This is a genomic window from uncultured Abyssibacter sp., assembly GCF_964000955.1.
Lineage (GTDB): Bacteria > Pseudomonadota > Gammaproteobacteria > Nevskiales > OUC007 > Abyssibacter.
This window is the reverse complement of the sequence record NZ_CAXFCL010000033.1, coordinates 1-2,192: the sequence shown is the minus strand read 5'-3', so window position 1 is coordinate 2,192 and position 2,192 is coordinate 1. Positions and strand designations below refer to the sequence as shown.

The following is a 2,192-nucleotide window of genomic DNA, read 5'->3' as shown; positions in this document are numbered from 1 at the left end:
TTGAACGCCGTTCCGGCGGTTCGTCCAGGACTGGACGACCGGGGCGCAGCGACCGACGTCGTCCTGATGTCGATGCTGATGCCGACGCTAGCCGCCGCGCGTGGAATCGAGAGGCGCCGGTTCGCCGGGGGCGCATGGATGAGCGACGCCGGGGGCGCTCCGATGATGAGCAGCGTGCCCGCCCCGATCGCGGTGATCGTGGAGGCCGTGGACGCTTCATGGCAGACCGGCGTCCTGAACGATCTGAGCGCCTGCAGGGGCGTTTCGATGATCAACGTCGCGACGAACGGTCGTACCAACGCCGTGATGACCGGCGCAGCGATCGCCGCGGCGATCATCTCCAGGGCGACCGGCGCGGTGATCGGCGTCCCTCGTTTCAACGGGAGCGTTCGCGCCTCCCGTTCCGGGATCGTCCGCAGCACAAAGCGGAGGGCGAGGCTGCTGCCGCCACCCCCCCAGCTGATGATCTGGTGTGGGGACGCCATGCAGCGCTCGCAGCCCTGGAAGCCGGCAGACCGATCCATCGCATCTGGTGCACTCCTGAAATGCGAAGTGCCGCCAAGTTTCTGCAATTGCTTCGCGATGCCAAAGCCTCCGGCGTGCTGGTGGAGGAGGTCACCTGGGCTCGATTGGGACAGATCACCGGAGGATCGGTGCATCAGGGCATTGCGCTGCAGACGGCAGCTGCAGAGACGACTGATCTGGAGACTTTGATCGGAGGATGCTCTGATCTGGGGGAACCGCCATTGCTGCTGGCCCTGGATGGGGTCACGGATCCTCACAATCTCGGCGCGGTGGTCCGCTCGGCCGAGGCGATGGGTGCCCATGGTGTGGTGTTGCCTCAGCGACGCAGTGCCGGCCTGACGGGTTCGGCGGCAAAGGTGGCAGCAGGCGCCCTGGAACACCTGCCCGTGGCGCGGGTGGTGAACCTGAATCGCTCCCTCGAAAAGCTCAAGGATGCTGGGTATCGGGTGATTGGCCTGGCGGGAGAAGGTGATGTGACCCTGCCTGATGCGGATCTCAGTGGGCCGCTGGTGCTGGTGACCGGTTCGGAGGATCAGGGGCTGTCTCTGTTAACGCGTCGCCACTGCGACCAGTTGGTGCGGATTCCCCTGCGGGGCGTGACGCCAAGCCTGAATGCATCCGTGGCCACAGCGCTCTGCGTGTACGAGGTGGCGCGTCGCAACTGGATGAAGGACATTCACGGTCAAGCCCCGTCGCCGCCGCTTCAGCGGGCGCGCATGGCTGGCCAGCGCGACGATGTCCTGTCTGCGAAGGCTGATGACACGGCGCTACCCGAGCAGCGGATTGAACTGGAGCTCGAACGCCGTGATCGAGCTGCAGAACGCGATTTTGATCAGAGCATCCAGCTTTCTCCCTGAGATGACCGTGTTATTTGGCCGGGTCGGTGCAAAATGCCTTTACATCACATGAGCTCCATGAGCCCTCTGATCCGGCCGCTGCGCAGCCTCGCCAATGGTGTCGGTTTGGCTTGGTGGGCCCGTGTCGAGACCACCGGGCCCGATGTCACCTACTGGTTCGGCCCATTCCTCACCCGCCAAGGACTGGAACATGAGCTGCCGACCTTCCTGGAGGACGTGGGCTCAGAGCAGCCCCAGTCCATGCGTCATACCCTGCTGCGCACCCGTCGCGGCGAACCGTTAACCATCGCTGCCGAGGGTTGATCCTGCGGCTGATAGCGTCGCTCCTGCAATCGATCGCAGTTTCATGACGATCAGCGCGTGGCGTCGGCAACTGCAGGCCGGCGAGGTCTCGTCCCGGGAGCTCGTCGATGAGCATCTTCAGCGTCTGGAGCGTTCGGAGCCCTCGCTGAATGCGTTTGTGCAGGTGACGGCTGACCGGGCCCGCGCTGACGCTGACCGTGTCGACCGGGCCCGCGCCGCCGGCGAGGACCTTGGGCCTCTGGCGGGTCTGCCGCTGGCGATCAAAGACAATCTCTGCACCCGCGGAGTCCGCACCACCTGCTCGAGTCGAATGCTCGAACAGTTCGTGCCGCCCTACGAATCCACTGTCACCGATCGGCTGTGGGGCGCTGGAGCGGTGTTGGTCGGTAAGACCAACCTGGATGAATTCGCCATGGGAGGCTCCACCGAGACATCGGCGTTTGGTGCCACCAAAAACCCCTGGAACACCGGCCATGTTCCCGGTGGAAGTTCCGGAGGTAGTGCGGC

At 64.8% G+C, this 2,192-nt stretch carries 3 protein-coding genes; all 3 read left to right on the top strand.

The genetic code is table 11. The features are described from left to right. Window positions 1-134 precede the first annotated feature (134 nt). The gene (gene rlmB, locus ABNS06_RS01335; RefSeq protein ID WP_348672160.1) at window positions 135-1,382 is read left to right on the top strand and encodes a 23S rRNA (guanosine(2251)-2'-O)-methyltransferase RlmB; all 1,248 of its coding nucleotides are present in this window, start codon (window positions 135-137) and stop codon (window positions 1,380-1,382) included. Window positions 1,383-1,439: 57 nt separating this feature from the next. Beyond that, entirely contained in the window at window positions 1,440-1,685 is a 246-nt protein-coding gene (locus ABNS06_RS01330; RefSeq protein ID WP_348672159.1) for a DUF1816 domain-containing protein, read from the top strand. Between the two features lie 43 nt (window positions 1,686-1,728). After that, a partial coding sequence (locus ABNS06_RS01325) for an amidase (protein ID WP_348672158.1) occupies window positions 1,729-2,192 on the top strand: 464 nt, incomplete at its 3' end.